Consider the following 18,086-nt stretch of genomic DNA (forward strand, 5'->3'; position numbering starts at 1 on the left):
TTTAACATGAATTTCGTATTTCTAGGCTTGATGGCAAGCTCACACAGGAAGATTCTTTCTGTGGATTATCTAAACGAGCGAGCAACAATTCTGCTGCCCTTTCCCCTATTTCATGAATAGGCTGTTTAATAATGGTTAACGGGGGATTCGTTGCTTCTGTCCATTCATAATTATCATAACCAATAACCGCCATCTGTTCAGGCACTTGAATCTTGCTTTTATTTAACGTAACAACGGAACCTAATGTGAGAATATTGTTCCCAATCATGACTGCCGTGCATTTGGATTGCTCCAGTAAAAACGCCATAGCATTTTTCCCAGCTTCCAATGAGGCTTCATCGATCACGATCATTGATTCGTCAACCTGGAGATTGTTTTCTCGTAAAGCATGTTTATATCCTCTAAGTCGTTCATCACTAGTCGTTAGTCCAAGTGGTCCGGATATATATCCTATTCTCTGGTGCCCCTTTAGAATTAAATGATTCATCGCCTCATACGTGCCTTTGAAGTTATCGACAAGCACACAGTCACAATCAATCCCCTCTGGCTTTCGATCAATGAATACAATGGGTAACTGATCTTCAAATTCTTTTAAATAGCTATGATCTCCGTAGGTTGGAGCCATAATTAACCCATCAATCATTTGGTTTTTGAACATATTGATTTGTTGAATCTCATTCTCGATTTCTTCGTTTGAATTACTTAAAATTAACTGATAGCCAATTTCTTTAAGCTTTTTCTCAATGCTGTGCGCAATTGACATAAAGAAAAAGCCCGAGGTATCCATTTCTTTAGCAGGAATAATCAAACCGATCGTTTTTGAACTGCTGCTTCTAAGACTTCTAGCTACGAAGTTCGGACTGTAGTTAAGATCCCGCATAGCCTGATAGACCTTTTTCTTCGTATTTTCAGAAACATACCTCGTTCCGTTAATCACGTGAGAAACGGTGGCCGTTGAGACACCTGCTTTTTGAGCGACATCTTTCATTTTTGAACGCATATTGCTTCCATCTTTAACGGTGCCCATATCCTATTCACCTACTTATCAGATTATTCGCCCTTTTAAACTGCGAATCACGTGACGCGTAATCGATTACGTTACTTTTTATAAAAGAAGCTCTTACAAAGAGCTTAAGTAAACGATTACGTATATTATAACTTTAATTATAGTTATTAAAGTAAGCGCTGTCAATTAACTTTCTACGTTAAATAAAGAGGATATATTACTTTAAGAACGAGTTTAATTCGTATTGATAATACTGGCTCCATTTAACTGATAGATAGCTAAAGAGTTTAAAGTTACTTCACCATCGATCGCATATAGTTCTACCTGATCACTCGTTAATTCAGGAAAGATTTGATTAGATAACACAACCTCACCATCATTTCCAAACACTTCGATAGAAGAACGATCAACAAATAAGTGAAGTGTAACTGACTCATTCGAAGGCAACATGACTACTTCGTGCTTAGCAGCAAAAGAACTACTAAAACTCGTATCACCAGACATAGAACGATCTAAAGATAACGTAGCATTTGCTATGTTGTAACTAACTTCTGTGAATTCGTCATGACCTACCCGAACTTTAAAACCAAATTCTTTCGCTGTTGATTGATCTGTTTGAAATTCAGCAACAATTTCTAACGTATCTCCTTTCATATCAGATAATAGATTCTCACCAGGTACCACTACTTCATTCGTCCAATAATTTTCTTCCCCTCTTAAACTCTGAAGCTCACTGACAGGAGTTTGAACGAGGCGAGCACCTAAATTCGAAATGCTTTTCAAATTTAATTCCTTTGGGATTGTCATTTTGCTTCGCCAAATAGAAGTTGGAATCGCTTGACCATACTCCCAATTGTTCATCCATCCCATCGCAACTCGACGTCCATCAGGTACATGATTAAAAGTTAGCGGCGCATAATAGTCAGCCCCATGATCGGCATATAGTACGGTACTTGCTAGATTGTCATTATGAAAGGTCGCTCCATCAAAATCACCAATAAAATATTGCACACCTGATCCACCAGCAGGAGCACCTTTACTAAGACTTACCTGCATCACCCATTTGGTGTTGTTTAGATCATCATCCACTGGCAATGGGAAAAGATCTGGCACTTCCCAAACTCCTTCATGTGATCCTTGATTTTCACCAAAGTCGCTCGCAAACGTCCAATCTTTCATGTTTTCCGAATGATAGATGCGAACAAATTGCTTTTGAAATTGATCTTCCACTGCAAGCAGCATCACCCATTGATTGGATGCTTCATGCCAGAATACTTTCGGATCTCTGAAAACGGAGAATTGGTCGAGGTTTGTGAGGACGGGATTTCCAGCATACTTCTGCCACGACCGACCGTTATCATTGCTGTAAGCGAGACTTTGACTTTGATTTCCGCCTTTTTCATGCGTAAACATGGCCACCATGGCGTCTTTCCCAAACCCGGCCGTATTGTCTTCATCTACGACAACGCTACCTGACCATATAAATCCGTTCTCATCTTCTTCTAGCGCAGTCGGCAGTCTTTCCCAATTTACTAAATCCGTACTAACCGCATGCCCCCAATTCATTGGCCCCCATGTTACGCCAGTCGGATTATACTGATAAAACACATGATATTCTCCATTATGATAAACAAGCCCATTAGGGTCATTCATCCAATTTTTTTCGGGAGTATAGTGAAACTGTGAACGGTATTTTTCATACCGCTCACTCGTTAGAATGTCTTCTTCTGAATTGAACACATGAAAATCATCAACATTGATATGACCCCATCCGCCGGTAGCATTGTCCACCACTTTGATGAATACTTCTTCCCCTATATAGGAAGAAGCGTCCCAGTAGATTCTCTTATACTTTTCACTTTCTGTACCGGTCGATTTAAAGAGCTCCTTCCCATCAGCCTCGCGTACGAGAGAAACATATAAGTGATCACTATCCTTCCCCCCACCAATCAAAAAGTCAATCCACCCACTTCCATAGAGGGTAAAGGTCCCTGATTGTATTTCACCTATGTCGGCGTCTCCGCCATCCTTGAAATTCCACAGGTGATAGGCGTCTTGATGATTGAAGCAACAGTCCCATTCCCACTCATCCTCCTGTGTTACATCCTGGTCACTAAAGGCCTCCCCGGTAACCGTCCACCCGCTCAAGTCTCCCGTTTCAAAACCGGGGTTCGTTATCGTTACATTATTCGGAGGCTCTACCGGAGCATTCACATCATCAATACTAATGTGCCCCCATGAACCTTTGGAACGATCAACAACCTTTAGATAAACATCCTCTCCAATGTAATGAGAAGCATCCCACTTAACTCGGGTATAGCCTTCCTGGTTCCCCCCACTTACTTTCATTAACTCTTTCCCATTTGAACTTCTTACTAGTGCAACGTAAAGGTTATAAATATCGTTCCCACCTGATACGAGGAAATCAATTTGTCCATTTCCTCCAAGCGTGAATTTCTGTGAACGTATCGTTCCAATTTCGGCATCATCACCGTTATAAACACTGTATAGATGAAAAGCTCCGTTTTGATTAAATGGACCTCCCCACCCCCAAACATCAGCAGACGTGACATCAAGATCGCTAAAGGCATCGCCTTCCATGACAGTCCACCCCGTTAAGTTACCAGCTTCAAAATCATGATTCACTAACTCATCATGAGGGGGTTCTTCAACGACGGCAATCGCACTCGTTGCCGTATGACCTCCATCCCTTGTTTCCGCTTTAATCGTAGCAGTACCTTCTGAATGAGCCGTAACTTTTCCATTCACCACAGTCGCAACGCTCGGATTGGTTGAAGTCCAGATCACCTCTTTATTGGTTGCTTGAGCTGGCTTCACTTCAGGAGTTAGCCGTTCTGTATCTCCAGCAATTAACTCTAGCGACTCTGGATGGAGTGATACCCCAGTAGCATTCACCTTTTCGTACGCAGAGTTCATCTCCCAAACCTGTAATGATTTTACGGTGACGGATTCACTTTGCTCATTTGCCCAGAGCTGAACACCTTTCGCATCGTCTCTTGTCGGATAGGCTCTTGTGGTTAACCCTTTTTGTTCATTTAAATAGGCATTGATTTCAGAACGATCCACATATACATGGAGATTGATCGTCTCTGAATCAGTATCTACCTCTCCACCTTGGTACCATTTTTCCACATCTGGATCGAGACTTGATTTCGTTCGGTTCACCCAAAACTCCTTACTACTTTCTTTGTAATACACAATTGTTTCCTCTTCGCCATTCGGTGAACGTCTTAAGCTAATTCCCGCTTCATTAGCAGATCCATTGTCTAGTTCTAACTGGATCTCAAGCATATCTCCTTCTATGTCGGAAAGAAGTTGATTTGCTTCTTCCATAGAGGTGTCAGAAGTAAGATTAATAAGCTGCTCGCCACGTAATTCGTTCAACTCTTGGATCGGCTTCATCCCTAACTTACCATCATCTCGATAAAAAACCTCTGTTGGCAAACCATAATTGTGGGCATAGCCAGCATCATAATCGTCGTTTGCTGGACGCCTTCCCTGCGTAATACTATGAATAACGGTTCTTCCATCAGGCGTTACCATTCCAGCTGGTCCAGTAAAATGGTCTCCAACATCGAGTAATTGCGGGGTTTCATTATCTGGGGTGAACTTAGCGGAACCCGGATTCCACGTTCCAATCCAATAGTACGTATACCTCGACTGATACTCTTCCCTTTCCATTTTGGCAGGGTTGATCAAGAAGATATGTTTTCCGCTATCGCCTAATGGCAGCAAAATCGGCAGCTCCCAAACCCGTCCAGTTTCTGGATAGGTTCCATAATCTCCAACGAATAAGTCTCCTTCGAAGGTCCAATCTTCAAAACTGGCATCCTTTGTAGAATACACAAGTGCGGTACCTCCAACGGCTTTATCATCAGTTCCTTCTTTACCAGAAGTCACTAACATGTACCAGGTATCACCATCTTTAAAAACGTAAGGATCTCGAAATTCACCCATGATCCCCTGTCCTTCTTCTTGATCTAGAATCACTTCTGAATTCTTTTCCCAACGGTTAAGATCGTTATCCCCATCCTGCAAATACGTGCTTCTTGCTAAATTAATGCGCTGATTAGGCTGATCACGATCATCACCCGCTGTGTAAAAGATGACAGGCACACCATTATCATCGACAACAGCACCACCTGCCCATGCCCCCTCTGGATCAACATCATAGCGCCCAGGTATAACGGCATCGTCAACATCTCTCCAATGAACCATATCATCACTTACAAGATGCCCCCAGCGAATATGATTCCAGTATGGACCTCTAGGATTACTCTGATAGAACACATGATATTGACCATTAAAGTAAATAGGACCACCTGGTTCATTTCCCCAATGGTTCGGAGGAGACATATGAAACTGTGGCCGATGTTGGTCGTCCGCTAAAAGACTGCGATCGGTTTTTACATCAGCGGTTGGTAGATTACCATTTAAAGCGCTTACATAAGATTCGTAGGAATCTTTCACATTCCCAGAACTCAAGGCTTGATTGTAGATTTTCACTTCATCCATAAGGCCACTAAACATATTTAAATCAAAGCCATACAACCACATACCATCATTGTTTTTTCCGATCAATAAATCTCTTACACTCGGTTCAATCGCAGATCCTGCATCAAATTTTCGTGATGATACCTTTTCACCATTCTGGTATAAAACAGCTTCTCCAGTGGTGCTATCGTACGTTGCGACAATGTAAGACCACTCATTTAAAGGGAGTAGTGTATCTGACATCACTTCATGCCAATCCTCACCAGTACCAAACTGTAACCCCCACGTGCCATGTCGGAAATTCCCTAGTATGAATCCTTCTTTCTTTTCCCGGTTATGCTGATTCACGATTGCAGATAACCGACCTTCGTCTCCATGTTCAAAATTTCTTGGAGCTACCCAGGCTTCAACCGTTAGCGCTTCTTTAGGCACTGGTAGTTTCGTAGGGCTATGCGTAATCCAGGTAGAGTACCCATCAAATAATAAAGAACCGTTTGAAATGCCGTCTTTCCACAGCGGATCCTTGGCTTCCTGAAAGACTCCCTTACTGAGATGGTAATCAATTAAGTTGGTTTCTCCTGTGACTTGCTCTACAGTATCCTGACCAGTACCTTCATCTAAACTCCAGTGAGCCATTAACCCATCAGTGAAAGGAGAATTGGTTGTTCGAAAGTCATCAACATTGATATGTCCAAACGCCCCTTTAGCATTATCGACGATTTTGATAACCACTTCTTCACCAATGTATTCTGAAACATCCCAATAAACGCGCTGGTACTTTTCCGTATCTCGTCCGGTTTCTTTTCGCAACTCTTTTCCATCAGAAGTTCTTACGAGAGCAACATATAGATTCTCATCGTCATTCCCTCCTCCAATAAGAAAATCGATTCCGCCATTTTGATCGATCGTAAATGGCTCTGAGTGCAGCTCACCTACTTGATCGTCTCCACCATCGTTAAAATTCCATAAATGGTAGCGCCCCTCATGCAAAAATTCATCGCCTTCACTCCATTCATCTTCATGAACAAGGCTTTCTGGGCCAAATGCATCTCCGCTTACAATTTCCCATCCCCTTATTTCGTACGGAGTTAGTGCCGTATATTCGAAATCATGATTATAAATAGAAGGCTCCACATGGTCATGTAAAGAAGGGGTCGCAGGAACATTCACATCATCAAGATTGATATGCCCCGTTGTCGTTGAATCAACAACTTTAATCCTAACAACTGTGCCTATATGAGCGGAGGCATCCCAACTCTTCTTGGAATATGTATCTGTCCCAGTCCCTGTTTCCTTCATTAATTCTTCTCCGTCTGATTCTCTAACGAGAGAGATCGATAAGTGATCCGCGTCCGAATCTCCCCCTGTAAGAAAATCAATCTGACCATCTCCACCAAGAGTAAAGGTTTCAGACTGCATGATCCCAACTTTAGTGTCGTCTCCCCGCCCTCCCCATATATGCCAGAAGTTCTTTTGATCAAACGTTTGCTTATCCCAATACTGCGATTCATCTGTCACATCTTTCTCATTGAATGCATTACCGCTTATAATTGTCCACCCGGTTAAATCTCCAGTTTCAAAACTTGGATTTGTAATGGTCGTTTGAGCTTGAACAGGGTTCGAAATACTGATTGGCATAAGGCTACTGATTACTAATAAGACAGTCAGAGAAACCACTTTCAACCTACAGCGATTGAACATGAGTTTGTAAAGCTCCCTTCAAAATAAGTGACTTATCCATTCGGGCAACTAAGGTGACTAGCTTTCATCAATATGACTCAAGGACAAAAAGTCTTAAAATCCAGGCCCCATCTCCCAAACTTCCATCGACTTCACTTTTATGTGATCATTCGCCCACACCGCTATACCTAGTGCTTCAATCTCAGGGTATGCTCTCGTCGTTATACTTTTTAATTCATTGGCATAGCACTCTATGATGGAACAATCGACGTAAATATGAAGCTTTAACTGTTCTCCATTTAGTAGAAGTTCCCCACCTTGAGATTGGACCAGGTTTGAATCATTTGTTTTCTTTTTAACATTCAACGTCTCTTCTTGACGGTTATAGTATAGGAGCGTTTCGACATTCCCACGATCAGACTTTAAAACCTTTACACCATATTCACTCGCAACCGCATCTTGAAATTCAACACAGATTTCAAGCATATTTCCTTTCACATTAGCTAAGATATCATTGCTCTCTTCAACAGATTGATTCTCTAATGAAACAAGTTTTTTCTTGCGAAGCTTTATTAATTCTTCGATCGGTTTAACGCCTAATCTTCCATCGTCTCGTAACCATAGTTGCAGAGGAAGACCTCCATTATGTGCCCATCCTGCTTCATATTCAGCTTTAAGCGAACGCCTTCCCTGGGCGATTGTAAACAAAAGCAAACGACCGGTTTTTGGATCAATCATGGCACTTGGTCCTGTGAAATGAAAATCGCCTACATCAATGAGCTGCGGTTCTTTCTGATCTGGTATAAAGCGATAACCCTGTTTATCCCATGTCCCAATCCAATAAAACACTTCTACATCAGCATTTCTTCCAACAGGACTAATAATAAATAGATGCTTTCCCTCGCCAAGCGGAAGTAAAATCGGCAGTTCCCACACTTCACCTAGGAAAGGAAACTCTTGATCCTTATCATCATATAGAAGGCCTTTACATTCCCAATCTACTAAGTTATCAGAAGTAAATATAATGGCTGCTCCACACACCCCCTCTATACCAGTCCCAACAATTTGGTACCAGAGGTCTTCTTCTTTCCATACAAAAGGATCTCGAAACCCATCATGATGCAAGCCCAATCCTTTAGGCTGAACCGTTACGGGAACGGGATGCTTTCTCCATTTCTTTAAATCGATATCTTGATCTTCCCTAAACGTACTTCTTGCAAGACCTGTCATCTGATTTGGCTTCTTTGATGAATGACCTGCTGTAAAGTACAAAACGGGTAATCCATCTTCATCATAAGCGGCGTTTCCTGACCAAATCCCGTCCGGAGCTAAATCATCCGCTTCCGTTTCAATGGCAATAGGTAAATCGCGCCAATACACGAGATCATCACTCACCCAATGTCCCCACTGGATGTTACCCCAATAAGGGCCCTGTGGATTATGCTGATAAAACAGATGGTATTTCCCTTTGAAATAAAGTGGCGCATGTGGTTCATTCATCCAGTGACCCGGTGGGGTTAAATGAAACTTAGGTCGGAATGGGTCATGATCATAAATGTTTCGATCGATCGCAATTTCTTCATAAGGTAGGTGTGGAATCTCTCCTTTATAAGGTAATAGATAGTTAGTGAAGCTCGTTTTTATTTCCGAGTCATTTAATGCTCGATTATAAATCTTAATATCATCGATTAAACCACTGAACATATTCAATGAAAACACGCTTTCAATCGTAAGCGCATCATTGCTTTTACCTATCAAGAGCGCATCATGACTCACCGTCATAGAAACGTTTTGAGCGATTGTTTTCTCAGCGACTTTTTCACCATTAAGATACAATTGAATACGCCCTTCTTTACCGTTAAAGCTTGCTGCAAGATGAGACCACTTCAACTTTGGTAATGGACAATTATCTGCCCAAACTTCGATCCACTCATCTTCTACACCAAGTTGTAATGACCATTTCCCATGGCGATGAACACCAAGGATAAACCCTCGATTCATCTTTCTGTTATGTTGATTAACAATACCTGTTAACCGTTCATCCTCAATCCCGCCGAATGAACGTGGGGCTAGCCATGCCTCAATGGTAAACGCTTGTTCAATTGTAGGGACCCCTTCTTTACTTTCAACCCATGTTGAATAGCCATCAAATAAAAGTGCGTGGTTGTTGATTCCTTTTCGCCACTGAGTTTCATGAACAGGTGAATCGGAACGATCATTAAACACATAGTGAATAGGATTTGTACGAGAGCCGTCATGGACGTGCTTCCCTTCTCCTTCAGAGAATCCCCAATAAGCTATCAGTGATTTTTCCAACTCAACATTCAACATATTTAACACTCCCAGTTTGTAAAGAAAGTTAGAACATCTCAATCATGTTCTAACTTTCTTCATCATGCCTATTCTATTTTCTACTGATTCTTTTTAAAGCGATCCAATCCATCTTGGTATATTTCCATTAAGCGACTTAGACCCATGTCTTCAAGCTGCTTATTGTAGCTATCCCACTCCTCGTTTACGCCGCCTTCCATTAGCCACTGAGCTTTCTTCTGATTCGTAAATTCTTTAATATCTACTTCTAGACGATTAATTTCATCTAGTTCATCAGGACTAAAGAAGATTTGCGGGTAATTCTCTTCTTCAAGATAAGGCGCATAGATCGAATTCAAATCTTCCAAACGCTGTTTTGCACGCGGTTCCATTTCAACAGATTCCTCAAAGTCTTCTTTCAAAATGGCTACTGGTCCATTTGGTGCTACCTTTTGTCTTAATTCACCCATCACCACATCATCGGGTTGTTCTTTCAATACGAGTTTTCCATCCTTTTCTTCAAAAATGGTACCAATTGGCCCCCAGTTAATTTGAGCTGACATTTGTGTTTCATATAACTGATCTACCCAACGCATCGTAATTTCTGGATTTGCATTTGCAGAAGTGATCGCAAACTCACCACGAGAGTAGTCTGAGTAGTTGGAACGCCCAACAACTTGATCTCCATTCGGACCTTCAAGCGGTGGTAAGAGGACATAATCATCTTTCAATTCTGGACCGACTACTTCTTCCGATTCCCACCAAATATAAGAACCATATTTTTCGTTTTTCCCTTTAGCAAAGTACTGAGAGACATCTTGAGTAAATGATTCTTTATCAATCAAGCCTTCTTCCATCCACTGATGATAATAGTCTATGGCTTCTTTATATTCCGGTTGAACAGCTGTATAGATCACTTCTCCATCTCTTACAATGCGATGATCAACGTTATCTGGCATATTAAATGCTGCAAACATATCGCCGAAGTTTCCAGTCCAGAAGTTGAACATAAAACTTAAAGGAACTTCATCCTGCTTACCATTTCCATTTGGATCTTTCTCTTTGAAAGCAACTAGAACATCGTGATACTCGTCAAGAGTCGTTGGCATTTCCAATCCTAACTCGTCTAACCAGGATTTATTAATCGTCATAAAGTTTGGTACAGCTCCAAGTCCAGCTTCCTCAGCACGAGGCAGCGTATAAATATGTCCATCAGGAGCAGTTACCATGCTCTTAAGTTCAGGCCTCTTCTCAAACAACTTTTGAATATTAGGCGCATGCTCTTCAATTAAATCCTCTAGTTGAATGAGCGTGCCATTCTGTCCATACTTCACAATGTCCAAATCCGTAAATTTCGCTGAATAAAAAGCGTCAGGCAAGTCACCACTTGCGAGCATCAAGTTTTTCTTTTCTTCATAACCATCATCCGGAATATTACTCCATTCAATTTTCACATTCGTCATATCTTCTAACGTATTGAAAATTTCCATCTTGTCGTATTTCGGTGCGAGCGGTGCTTTTGGTGATACAAATTCCAGGGTTACTTGATCATCTACAATCGGAAGCCCTTCTTCATTGAAATCAGCCGATTCGGCCTTACCATCAGAACTACTATCTTTAGAAGAGCAAGCACTTAATACAAGAATGAAACAGAGTAATAAACATATGAACGGAAAAGACCAACTTTTTCGTTTACCCATCACTAAATTCCCCCCGAATGGTTTTAATTTACGGCAATCACAAGCAATTTCAGTAAAGCCATTTGACCGGCGATCCACCTCCTAATAATGAAGTAAAGCAAATGGTTAACCTTTAATACTTCCAATTAAAGCTCCCTTTACGAAATACTTCTGTATGAAAGGATATAGAATTAACAGCGGTATAGCAGCAACAATAATGACACCATATTTGATTAAATCAGCAATTCTTTGCTGAGCAGCAAACGATTCAACATCGCCAACCATACTGGCAGAAGCTTCATTTTGAATAAGGATTGATCTTAAGATTAGCTGTAACGGATATTTGTCTTCATTATTTAAATAAATTAAAGCATCAAAGAACGAGTTCCAATGTGTAACGGCATAAAACAATACCATTACAGCGATAATCGGTTTCGACAGTGGTAACACGATCTTTAAGAAGAATTTCGTATTTGAGCACCCATCCATTTTGGCTGATTCTAACAATTCGTCTGGAATCGTCGACTGAAAGAACGTTCTTGCCACAATCAGGTTCCAAACCGCAACCGCCTTTGGAATAATGAGGGCCCACATCGTATCTACCATACCAAGGTTTTTAACGACTAAATAAGTAGGAATTAATCCCCCTGAGAAAAACATGGTAAAGACAAAGAGGATCATGAAGAAATTTCTACCCACTAAATCTTTTCTTGAGAGCGCATAAGCTGCCATAAGGGTTAACGTAACATTCACTAATGTTCCAACGACGGTGTACAACACCGTATTTTTATAACCTGTCCAAATCCGGTTATCTTGAAAGATTCGTTCATATCCTTCAAAGGTGATTCCCTGAGGCCAAAACCATACATCGCCATTGTAGACGCTATCAGGGTTACTAATCGAAGCGATGATAATAAAATACAGCGGGTACAAAACGACGAGTGAGAGTGTCGTAAGAAAGAGGAAGTTGATGAGATCAAATATCTTATCCTCTTTCGATTTTCTTGACCATAATTTCGAACGATTCATCACAAATTGAGTCATAACATACTCCCCCTTACCATAGCCCTGAACCGGATAATTTCTTGGCAGCCCTATTAACTGCCCACAATAAGATAAAGTTAATCACTGCGTTAAACAATCCAACCGCTGCCGCAAAACTGTACTGAGCACTCTGTAAACCTACTTTATACACATAAGTTGGGATAATCTCTCCTGCTGAGACATTCAACGGAGTTTGCATTAAATACGCTTTCTCAAATCCGATGTTCATTAGATTTCCTACCGATAGAACTAATAAAATCATCGCGGTAGGCAAAATCGCTGGAATATCGACATGAAGGATCCTCTGCCATTTATTTGCTCCATCCATAATCGCTGCTTCATGAACTTCTGGACTAACACCAGCTAACGCTGCAAGATAAATGATCGCTGCCCACCCTGTCTCCTGCCACAAGCCTGAAGAAATGTAGAGTGGTTTAAACCAACCTGCCTGTGACATAAAATGAACAGGTTCGGCACCAAAAATCATGAGGAAATTGTTTATTAAACCGTTCGGTGAGAAGAAAACATACACCATACCTACAAGAACAACGACCGAAATAAAGTGAGGAGCATAGATAACAGTTTGAACGAATTTTTTGTAACGCTGATTTCTTAACTGATTTAAAAGAAGAGCAACCATGATCGGTAACGGAAAGCCAAATAATAATTGCAGCACACTGAGCTCGAGGGTGTTCTCTAACAGAGTCCAGAACTGAAAGGAATTGAAGAAACGTTCAAAGTGCTCAAAACCAACCCAGGGACTTCCTGAAACCCCCAATGTGGGCATATAATCTTGAAACGCAATGAGGACACCGTACATAGGGACATAGTGGAAGACAATGAAGTAAATTAACGTAGGAAGTAGAAATAAGTACAATTCATAGTTATGTAAAACCTTTTTCCAGGAGCTGTTGACCTTTGGGACACTACGGACATTTCTTCTAGGTAACGCTCTAAGTTTCGTCTCCATAATCTCTCCTCACCTATAATTAATCGTTTACGTAATCGATTACTTTTTCTAGTAAAAAAAATGAATGTTCCTTGATTATTCACTTAATTGGTTCATTATCGAAGAAGAACGACTCATTTAATCGTTTACGTAGAAGCTTTGATTGACTTTATTGTAAGCGGTTTCTTATTGAGTGTCAACTGGTTTTTAGAAAATTGAAATAATCGCAGTTCAACATTTCACTATGAAATGAGTAAATTCTATCAACTGTTTTTCACTCACATTAATGAATAAAGTTGCTATTAGTGAAGCAATCACTACTTTACGATAAAGTCAAAGCAATTGATATCAGTTCAAAAAGCAGGGCAAGTGCCCTGCTTAAATACCCGGTAAAATGCCGGAGAATAAACTAAGAAGATATACCATTCCAAATGCGCTTAATCCTGCTATAAAACCTCCAATTGTCCACGCTTTAATTGTCTCAGATACGGTCAATTTACCGAATCGACTAACGACCCAGAATCCAGAATCGTTAGGAAGCGAAAGTCCAACCCCTCCGGCACAAATCGCAAGACCTAATAATACAGGTGAAACGCCAAGGTCAAGAGCCAGCGGTCCTAGAATACTTGAAGTGGTGACAAGCGCCACGGTTGTTGAACCTAATGAAGCTCGTAGGATTTGAGAGAAAATAAAGGCTAGCAATAGAGCAGGAATACTCCAGTTCTGCATCGTTTGAATTAAATGGTCTCCTATACCACTTTGATTGATGACAGCTCCAAAAGCACCACCGGCACCAGTAATAAGGAGAATGACACCTGCCGAATTAATGGCTTCCGTGTACAGAGATTGTTTTGGTGCATTTATATAAGGCGTTAATACTAAAATGGCAACGATTACACTTATGAACAGCGCCATGTTTTTATCTCCAACAAAAGCAAGTGCTGAAGCAAAAGTTGTCCCTGGAAGCAGTAGCTGTGAAACAGTATTCGCTAAAATGAGAGCGATTGGTAGGACTAGCATCGCGTAAGCTAATCCTGTACTAATTTCCTTTGACGGTTCTTCTCTCGCTACCGCGACTTCTTGTTCAGCATCATCATCAGGTTTTGACTGAACACGCTTTCCAATAAACATCCCGTAGAAATAGCCGCCTACTAATGTTGCAGGGATCGCGCAAACTAATCCATATATGATAAATAGCCCTAAATCTGAACCAGTATTTTCAGCAACTACTAGTGGCCCGGGCGTAGGAGCAATCATGCTGTGCGACACAATTAGCCCCACACCAAGCGCCGTTACGAATGTCACAATTGAAATACCGGTTTTTCTTGATAAACTTTTGATTAATCCCGTTAATATGACAAATGCGGCGTCAAAATAAACTGGAATTGATACAGCTGTTCCGGTAAGAGCCAGACCAGCTGCTGATTTTTTTGCTCCAAAAACTTTAAGTACAGATTGGGCAATTTTCTCTACGGCCCCTGAAGAAGCTAGAAACTGTCCAAAAATTACACCAAGTCCAATTAGAATTCCAACGCCAGCAAGAGTATTACCAAAACCGCTCGTGATAATGCCGGGAATCTCAATAATAGGGATTCCAATGATTAGCGCTGTTCCGAATGCTACACCAATCAGTGCTAGAAAAGGCTCAAGCTTAAATTTTAAAATAAGAACAAACAAAGCAACGAGAGAAAGTAGAAAGATTAAAATAAGCATGTTGCCAGTTACCATCATGTCAACTCCTTAAAGGTTATACAGTCTCTATATTCTGAACAATGTCTCTCAGCGTTGTAACCGCCCCAACATTTCCAGGGAAAATAATGTAAGGAAGGTGAGGAAATTTGCTCTCTTCATCTGTTTCCCAAACAGGAATACCGGGCGCCGCTTGTCCTAGAACTGTGGCTCTCTTCACTTGGAGACCATTTGTTCCAACATCACTAGACGTAATGCCGCCCTTCGCAATAACATATTTAGGTGCAATGGAGAAATCTCTTACAATACTCGTTACAGCATTTGATATCTCAACTGAAAGTTTAAGCTCCTCTTCCTTCATTCCATCACCAAGGTCTAACCGTTCTCGTCTCGTATAGATCACAACCGTTGTTCCTTCTGCAATCTTTGCTTCAGCTTCTTTCCTAACACGCTTTACTTCGGATTTAAACGCTTCAGCTTCCAAAACAAGGTGGCAGTCAAATTCAATGGCGTGAACTTGAGAGAGTTCTTTTAAAGCATTAAGTTGATCAGTAGATTTCTGTACGTGAGAACCCACAACAATAAGTCCTCCAGTCGTAGCGTTTTCCGCAATTAATTGTTCCTTTGTAAGAAGTGGCTTTGTTGGAATATCACCAATTATTTTTGTGAATGTGGCTGCCGTTCTGAAGATAAAGCGTTTTCCATTTTTCATAGCCTTCATTAGGGCAATCGTGAATACCTTAATATCTTCTTCTTCCACAGCATTAACGACCACTTTCCCAAAATCAGTCACGGCTGATAATTGCTCTACCATTCTATCTATTCGTAGTTCACGAATATCTTCTAGAGAGATCGTCTGAACGTCCTCTTTCTTAAACCTTCCAGATGTTTTTTCTTCAACCCACTCTGTTAAGTTGCTTGATTTAAAACCAAATGTGCGATCTTTCGCAAATTCCGTTTCACCTGCTGGAATGAGGACGCTCTCATTTTGAACATAGTGAACATTATGGATTGTCAAGCGCCCGCCTTCTTTAAAAAACGGGATAATCACTTCACCGTCTATCGGTTTATCGCTCTCCTCAATACGGTCTTTCATCACTTCTGTCTCAAGTGGATAGTGCCCTCGTAAAGTCGAATCCCCTCTACTAATAATGAGATAAGATTTATTTAGATTACTCGCAACGTGGCTAACACGTTCTGCAATCGTTCGATGAAGAATTTCTGTGTCATTTTCTGACAATGCCCGGGAGTTCGTTAGAATGAAAAATATACTAGTATCTTCTTCAAATCCTTGTTTGATTGTCTGTTCTGTCCAATCTGTATAGACGGACACCCCATGAACAGTCTGTACTCCAGTAGGATCATCATCTAGTACAACAATCTGATGGTTAAAATCAGATCTCTCTTTCTTCCAAAGATCAGAAATGGACTCGTAATCAATTGATTTTAATTTCGGAAGCTCTTCTATTACTAGCTGGTTAGACATGCTCCTTCACATCCTTTATTACAACTGTATTTGCCAAACGCTCATAATACTGCACTAGTCCACCGTGATCATCACCAGCTTTTCCATCTCCTTTAAGAGCACTAAACATTTCAAGAACTTGACTTGAAAGTGGGAGTGGAACGCCTATTTCATGTGCTGTTTCCATCACGTTTGTTAAATCCTTCATATTAATGTCAATGCGACCACCCGCTACGAAGTTTCTTTCTAAAATGAGAGGGACTTTCGCATCTAGTACCGCACTACCAGCAAGTCCACCACGAATCGCATGATACATTTTTTCTATATCGATTCCTGCTTTGGAAGCTAGTACAAGTGCTTCAGACATAGCCGCTATATTTACGTTAACGATAATCTGATTTGCTAATTTAGCTGTAGCACCGCAACCATTCCCACCAACTAACGTAATATCTTTACCAAGAACTTGTAGGACAGGCAGTACTCTCTCAAATACTTTCTCTTCCCCACCAACCATAATGGCCAATGTACCATCAATCGCTTTTGGCTCCCCTCCGCTTACAGGTGCATCGAGCATATGAACACCATAGTTATTCAATTCATTAGCCAACTCTTCAGACACAACAGGAGAAATGGAACTCATATCTACGACGACAGTTCCTTCTTTTGCTCCCTGAATGATTCCGCTTTCATTTGTAATAACGGATTTTACGTGGTTGGAATTAGGAAGCATCGTGAAGATGATTGAGCTCTCTTTAGCAACTTCTTTTGGTGATAGAGCACCATTTGCACCAAATACAACACATTCTTGTACAGCTGTTTCATTAATATCAAAGACAGTTACTTTTGCACCTGACTTCACTAAATTTTTCACCATCGGTTTACCCATAATTCCTAATCCAATAAATCCTATATTTTCATTCATCTTAATCTCTCCTTTTTTACAGCGCTTTCATTTCTTGTTTTGAGTGTACACGTTTTTTTATATTTTGTATACATTTTATATAAAATTGTATACAAAAATATTGATCACTTTTCATTTGGAGAGTTTCACTCTATAATTCAAGGTAGAGAATTGGTAAATAAATAGTTCATTAAGAAACTAAATTGTTATTAGCAGGAGTTTATTATGAAAAAAAATGCTTCACAATCGGCTTATCAGCATGCCTATGAGAGTATTCGAGATAAAGTGTTAAACGGAGAGATTGCAGGCGGCACAAAGTTGACAGAAGAAAAGCTGGCTAAAGAACTTGGTGTGAGTCGTACTCCAATTAGAGAGGCAATTCGTAAGCTTGAGCAAGAAGATTTGATTCAGGATAAACGAGTCGTTCTCCCAACTGAAAAAGATATGAGAGAAATCTTTCAAGTCCGTATTCTTTTAGAAGGGTTTGCTGCGCGCGCTTCGGCTACATATATGAGTGAAGAAGCGATTGAAGAGCTACAAAAATGTGTAGACATCGGACGAAATGGTACAACCGAAGAAATTATGAAAGCTAACAAAGCATTTCACGAAATTATTTTAGACACGAACAACAACAAAGTAATGATTAAAATAATGGATCGAATGCAATCGATCATATACCTCTTTCGTAAAACTGTTGTCTACCATAAGCGGCCACATTTGATTGATGAACATGATCAGATTTGCCAGGCAATCAGAAACCGGAATCCAGAAGAAGCAGAAGAACTAATGAAGAAACACCTTGAAGCGGATCTTGCTTTTTTCTTGCATTTTATGGGGCAGGATTAGGC

10 protein-coding genes are annotated in these 18,086 nt (G+C 40.7%); 1 reads left to right on the plus strand and 9 read right to left on the minus strand.

Annotation, left to right across the window (positions count from 1 at the left end):
* Window position 1 precedes the first annotated feature (1 nt).
* The 9 genes from AC0VYH_RS17190 to garR form a co-directional block, all read right to left on the minus strand.
* A complete protein-coding gene (locus AC0VYH_RS17190; protein ID WP_475372804.1) occupies window positions 2–1,027 on the minus strand; it encodes a LacI family DNA-binding transcriptional regulator in 1,026 nt (341 codons plus the stop codon).
* A 213-nt stretch (window positions 1,028–1,240) separates the two neighbouring features.
* Window positions 1,241–7,222 (minus strand): GH32 C-terminal domain-containing protein, encoded by a 5,982-nt coding sequence (locus AC0VYH_RS17195; protein ID WP_475372805.1) that lies wholly within the window; start codon window positions 7,220–7,222, stop codon window positions 1,241–1,243.
* Window positions 7,223–7,315: 93 nt separating this feature from the next.
* Window positions 7,316–9,532 (minus strand): LamG-like jellyroll fold domain-containing protein, encoded by a 2,217-nt coding sequence (locus tag AC0VYH_RS17200; protein ID WP_475372806.1) that lies wholly within the window; start codon window positions 9,530–9,532, stop codon window positions 7,316–7,318.
* Between the two features lie 80 nt (window positions 9,533–9,612).
* Window positions 9,613–11,211 carry an ABC transporter substrate-binding protein gene (locus AC0VYH_RS17205; RefSeq protein ID WP_475372807.1) on the minus strand — a complete coding sequence of 533 codons (1,599 nt, stop codon included), beginning with the start codon at window positions 11,209–11,211 and terminating at the stop codon, window positions 9,613–9,615.
* A gap of 105 nt (window positions 11,212–11,316) precedes the next feature.
* On the minus strand, window positions 11,317–12,234 hold the full coding sequence (locus AC0VYH_RS17210) for a carbohydrate ABC transporter permease (RefSeq protein WP_404681227.1): 918 nt from the start codon (window positions 12,232–12,234) through the stop codon (window positions 11,317–11,319).
* 13 nt (window positions 12,235–12,247) lie between these two features.
* Window positions 12,248–13,204 carry an ABC transporter permease gene (locus AC0VYH_RS17215; RefSeq protein ID WP_394176328.1) on the minus strand — a complete coding sequence of 319 codons (957 nt, stop codon included), beginning with the start codon at window positions 13,202–13,204 and terminating at the stop codon, window positions 12,248–12,250.
* A gap of 357 nt (window positions 13,205–13,561) precedes the next feature.
* The gene (locus AC0VYH_RS17220; RefSeq protein WP_475372808.1) at window positions 13,562–14,911 is read right to left on the minus strand and encodes a GntP family permease; all 1,350 of its coding nucleotides are present in this window, start codon (window positions 14,909–14,911) and stop codon (window positions 13,562–13,564) included.
* A 19-nt stretch (window positions 14,912–14,930) separates the two neighbouring features.
* Window positions 14,931–16,358, minus strand: a complete 1,428-nt coding sequence (locus AC0VYH_RS17225) for a four-carbon acid sugar kinase family protein (protein ID WP_475372809.1) — start codon at window positions 16,356–16,358, stop codon at window positions 14,931–14,933.
* Window positions 16,351–17,259: a 2-hydroxy-3-oxopropionate reductase gene (gene garR / locus AC0VYH_RS17230; protein WP_475372810.1), complete on the minus strand. Its 909-nt coding sequence runs from the start codon at window positions 17,257–17,259 to the stop codon at window positions 16,351–16,353. The genes AC0VYH_RS17225 and garR overlap by 8 nt, the downstream gene beginning before the upstream one ends.
* A gap of 204 nt (window positions 17,260–17,463) precedes the next feature.
* Here garR and AC0VYH_RS17235 point away from each other — a divergent pair, with 204 nt between their 5' ends.
* Entirely contained in the window at window positions 17,464–18,084 is a 621-nt protein-coding gene (locus AC0VYH_RS17235; RefSeq protein WP_475372811.1) for a GntR family transcriptional regulator, read from the plus strand.
* Window positions 18,085–18,086: the final 2 nt, after the last annotated feature.

Source organism: Anaerobacillus sp. QJM3NY_32, from assembly GCF_056173645.1.

What these genes read in the sequence shown, in the direction of transcription:
- AC0VYH_RS17190 (WP_475372804.1), bottom strand. Translation starts at nt 1,027, where the DNA reads ATGGGCACCGTTAAAGATGGAAGCAATATGCGTTCAAAAATGAAAGAT.
- AC0VYH_RS17195 (WP_475372805.1), bottom strand. Translation starts at nt 7,222, where the DNA reads ATGTTCAATCGCTGTAGGTTGAAAGTGGTTTCTCTGACTGTCTTATTA.
- AC0VYH_RS17200 (WP_475372806.1), bottom strand. Translation starts at nt 9,532, where the DNA reads ATGTTGAATGTTGAGTTGGAAAAATCACTGATAGCTTATTGGGGATTC.
- AC0VYH_RS17205 (WP_475372807.1), bottom strand. Translation starts at nt 11,211, where the DNA reads ATGGGTAAACGAAAAAGTTGGTCTTTTCCGTTCATATGTTTATTACTC.
- AC0VYH_RS17210 (WP_404681227.1), bottom strand. Translation starts at nt 12,234, where the DNA reads ATGACTCAATTTGTGATGAATCGTTCGAAATTATGGTCAAGAAAATCG.
- AC0VYH_RS17215 (WP_394176328.1), bottom strand. Translation starts at nt 13,204, where the DNA reads ATGGAGACGAAACTTAGAGCGTTACCTAGAAGAAATGTCCGTAGTGTC.
- AC0VYH_RS17220 (WP_475372808.1), bottom strand. Translation starts at nt 14,911, where the DNA reads ATGGTAACTGGCAACATGCTTATTTTAATCTTTCTACTTTCTCTCGTT.
- AC0VYH_RS17225 (WP_475372809.1), bottom strand. Translation starts at nt 16,358, where the DNA reads ATGTCTAACCAGCTAGTAATAGAAGAGCTTCCGAAATTAAAATCAATT.
- garR (WP_475372810.1), bottom strand. Translation starts at nt 17,259, where the DNA reads ATGAATGAAAATATAGGATTTATTGGATTAGGAATTATGGGTAAACCG.
- AC0VYH_RS17235 (WP_475372811.1), top strand. Translation starts at nt 17,464, where the DNA reads ATGAAAAAAAATGCTTCACAATCGGCTTATCAGCATGCCTATGAGAGT.